General features: G+C 72.5%; 3 protein-coding genes. All 3 read left to right on the forward strand.

The window, feature by feature from the left end; all coding sequences use genetic code 11:
• Positions 1–1,842: ABC transporter ATP-binding protein (locus tag AC1DP0_RS19065; protein ID WP_478087532.1), on the forward strand; the 1,842-nt coding region annotated here is incomplete at its 5' end.
• A 139-nt stretch (positions 1,843–1,981) separates the two neighbouring features.
• The gene (locus AC1DP0_RS19070; RefSeq protein WP_478087534.1) at positions 1,982–3,241 is read left to right on the forward strand and encodes an NAD(P)/FAD-dependent oxidoreductase; all 1,260 of its coding nucleotides are present in this window, start codon (positions 1,982–1,984) and stop codon (positions 3,239–3,241) included.
• 36 nt (positions 3,242–3,277) lie between these two features.
• On the forward strand, positions 3,278–4,056 hold a 779-nt coding region (locus AC1DP0_RS19075), incomplete at its 3' end, for a bifunctional methylenetetrahydrofolate dehydrogenase/methenyltetrahydrofolate cyclohydrolase (RefSeq protein WP_478087536.1).

Here is a 4,056-nt window from a genome sequence, read left to right on the forward strand (position 1 = left end):
GTGGGGGAGCGCGTCAGCGCCCTGCGCCGCCGGCACCTGCTGCGCGAGCGCCGCGCGCAGGAGTTCGTGGCCGACACGATGAACGCCCGCACGGGCCTGCCCATGGCCGACACGCGCCGGGTCGTCGTCTTCATCCGCGAGCTCCTCTCGCAGCAGCGCCTCCTCGTGGTGGCCGTCGTCGTCGCCAACGCCCTGGCCGCGACGGCCGGGCTGCTCGTCCCGCGGCTGCTCGGCGAGCTCGTCGACTCCACCGTCGCCGACGTCCAGGCCGGGCGCACCGACGCCGCCCTGGCGGGGGCCAACTCGGCGGCGCTCGTCGTCGCCGGGCTGGTCGTCGTGCAGAGCGCGTTCACCCTCGCCGCGAAGTTCTCCTCGACGGTGCTCGGCCAGAGCGTCCTCGCCACCGCGCGCGAATACATCGTCCGCGCCATCCTGCGCCTGCCACTGTCGCGCGTGGAGAGCGCCAGCTCCGGCGACCTCGTCACCCGCGTCACCCGCGACGTCGGCACGATGAGCGAGAGCGTGCGCTGGGCGCTGCCCGAGTCGATCATCGCGAGCATCACCGTCGTCCTGACGCTCGTCGCCATGGTGAGCAACTCGCCGCTGCTCTCGCTCCCGTCGATCGTGCTCATGTCGCTCGCGCTCATCCAGGTGCGCCGCTACCTCCGGCGCGCCGGCAAGGGCTACCTCACCGAGGGCGGCACGTACTCCCGGATCAACACCGCGCTCACCGAGACCGTCGAGGGCGCGCGCACCGTCGAGGCCCTCGGCCTCTCGCGTCACCGGCTCCGCCGCGGCGACGAGGACATCGCCGTGTCCGCGCAGGCCGAGCGCTACACGATGACGCTGCGCAACCTGCTCTTCGCCGTCATGGACCTCGCCTTCAGCCTCCCGCGGGTGCTCGTGCTCCTGCTCGGATCGATCGGGTATGCCGAGGGCTGGGCCACGCTCGGACAGATCACCACCGCGGTCCTCTACACCGAGGCGCTCTGGGGCCCGTTCGACATGCTCGTGCACACCGCCGACCGGGTGCAGGTCGGCGTCGCCTCGACGACCCGCCTGCTCGGCATCGCCACGGTGCCCCCGGACCGTGAGGCCGGTGACGACCGGCCGACCGGCCCCGAGCTGGTGGGCACCGACCTGCGCTACGCCTACCGCGCCGACCACGACGTGCTGCACGGCATCGACCTCGACCTCATCACCGGCGAGCGGCTTGCCATCGTGGGCCCGAGCGGCTCCGGCAAGTCGACGCTCGGTCGGCTCCTGTCCGGCATCCACGGCCCGCGCACCGGGTCGGTGACCGTCGGCGGGGTCGAGCTGACGTCGCTGCCGCTCGACCAGCTGCGCACGGAGGTCGCGCTCGTCACGCAGGAGCACCACGTCTTCATCGGCTCGGTGCGCGACAACGTCGTGCTCGCGCGCGAGGGCTCGACCGACGACCAGGTCCGCGCGGCGCTCCGTGCCGTCGACGCCCTCGACTGGGTCGAGCGGCTGCCCGACGGGCTCGACACGACGCTCGGCTCGGGCCACCAGGCGCTGACCCCGGGTCGCGCGCAGCAGATCGCCCTCGCCCGGCTCATCCTGGCCGACCCGCACACGATCGTCCTCGACGAGGCGACCTCGCTCATCGACCCGCGCACGGCCCGACATCTCGAGGGCTCGATGAACGCGCTGCTCACGGGCCGCACGGTCGTCGCGATCGCGCACCGCCTGCACACCGCGCACGATGCCGACCGGATCGYGGTCGTCATCGACGGGCGGGTCGCCGAGCTCGGCAGCCACGACGAGCTCGTCGAGCGGGACGGGGAGTACGCCGCCCTCTGGCGCGCCTGGACCTCCTGACCTCCGACGCCGAGGGAGGGGCTGGGGGTCGAGGTGATTGCTCGCGTCCAGGCGCGACGGCATACCTCGACCCGGGGGGTGACCGGGTCTCGACGGGCAAAACCTCGACGGGTGGGGGGTTGCGTGTGAAGGTGTGCACATGAGCACTGACAAGGGCGGGGAGCAGGGGCGCACGGCATACCTCATCGTCGGCGGTGGGCTGGCGGCGGCGAAGGCCATCGAGGGCATCCGGGAGAGTGACTCGGACGGCATGATCGTCCTTGTGACCGAGGAGGACCGGCTGCCCTACGAGCGGCCGCCGCTGTCCAAGGCGGTGCTCAAGGGCGAGGACGAGATGGAGACGGCGTTCACCCACGACCGTGACTGGTACTTCGAGCAGGGCGTCGAGCTGCGCCTGGCCAACCCGGCGACCGCCCTCGACGCCGAGCAGCACACGCTGACGCTCGCCGACGGCGAAACCCTCTCGTACGAGAAGCTCCTCATCGCGACCGGCTCCACGCCCCGCGCCCTCGACGTGCCGGGCGCCGACCTCGACGGGGTGCTCTACCTGCGCGAGATGCAGGAGTCCGAGGCGCTCAAGGCCCGCTTCAGCAAGGGCGCCCGCATCGTCATCGTCGGCGCCGGCTGGATCGGCCTCGAGGTCGCCGCCGCCGCCCGTGACGCCGGCTGCACCGTCACCGTCATCGAGCCGCAGGCCGCGCCGCTCGTCGCGGTCATGGGCGAGCAGGTCGGGGGCTGGTTCGCCGACCTCCACCGCGGTCACGGCGTCGAGTTCCGGTTCGGCGAGGGCGTCGAGCGCATCGAGGGCGAGACGTCGGTGACCGGCGTCGTCACCAAGTCCGGCGACACCGTGCCGGCCGACGCGGTCGTCGTCGGGGTCGGCATCACCCCGAAGACCGGTCTCGCCGAGGGCGCCGGCATCACGACGGACAACGGGATCGTCACCGACCCCGCGCTGCGCACCTCGGCCGAGGGCGTGTGGGCCGCCGGTGACGTCGCGAACTGGCGCAGCACCACGCTCGGCACCAACGTCCGCGTCGAGCACTGGGCCAACGCCAACGACGGCGGCCTCGCCGCGGGGCGCTCGATGGCCGGCCAGGACGTCACCTACGACCCGATCCCCTTCTTCTTCTCCGACCAGTACGACATCGGGCTGGAGTATGCCGGCTACGTCCCCCGCGGGAGCGGCGAGGAGGTGCTGTTGCGGGGTGAGCCGTCGAGCAACGAGTTCATGGCGTTCTGGGTCGTGCCCGAGGGGGAGGGCGTACGCGTGCTGGCCGGCATGCACGTCAACGTCTGGGACACCATCGACGACGTCCAACGCCTGGTGCGCGACAGGACCGTCGTCGACCGCGACCGCCTCGCCGACCCGAAGGTCGCGTTGGCCGAGCTGACCTGAGCGGAGGTCACGGGCCGGGATGGCAGGATGTCCACCGTGACGGCACAGATCCTCGACGGCAAGGCCACCCTCCAGGCGATCAAGGTGGAGCTGACCCAGCGGGTCGCCCGCCTGCGCGAGCAGGGGGTCGTGCCGGGTCTCGGCACCGTCCTCGTCGGCGACGACCCGGGCAGCCACTGGTACGTCAACGCCAAGCACAAGGACTGCGCCGAGATCGGCATCACGAGCCTGCGCCGTGACCTGCCGGCGACGGCCACCCAGGCCGAGGTCGAGGCCGTCATCGACGAGCTCAACGCCGACCCGGCGTGCACCGGCTTCCTCGTCCAGCAGCCGACCGGTCTCGACGAGATGGCCCTGCTGTCGCGGGTCGACCCGGGCAAGGACGTCGACGGCCTGCACCCGATGAACCTCGGCTGGCTCGCCCTCGGCAAGCCGGCCCCGCTGCCGTGCACGCCGATGGGCTGCATCGAGCTGCTCCGCCGCCACGACGTCGAGATCGCCGGCGCCAAGGTCGTCGTCATCGGCCGTGGCCTCACCGTGGGCCGCCCGCTCGGGCTCATCCTCACCCGCAAGAGCGAGAACGCCACCGTGACGCTGTGCCACACCGGGACCAAGGACCTCGCCGCCGAGGTGCGCCACGCCGACATCGTCATCGCCGCGGCCGGCGTGCCCGGCATCGTCACCAAGGACATGGTCAAGCCCGGCGCGGCCGTCCTCGACGTCGGCGTGAGCCGCGTCGACGGCAAGATCGCCGGCGACGTCGCGCCCGACGTCGCCGAGGTCGCCGGCTGGGTCAGCCCCAACCCGGGCGGCGT

This window comes from Terrabacter sp. P5_B1 (genome assembly GCF_056400505.1).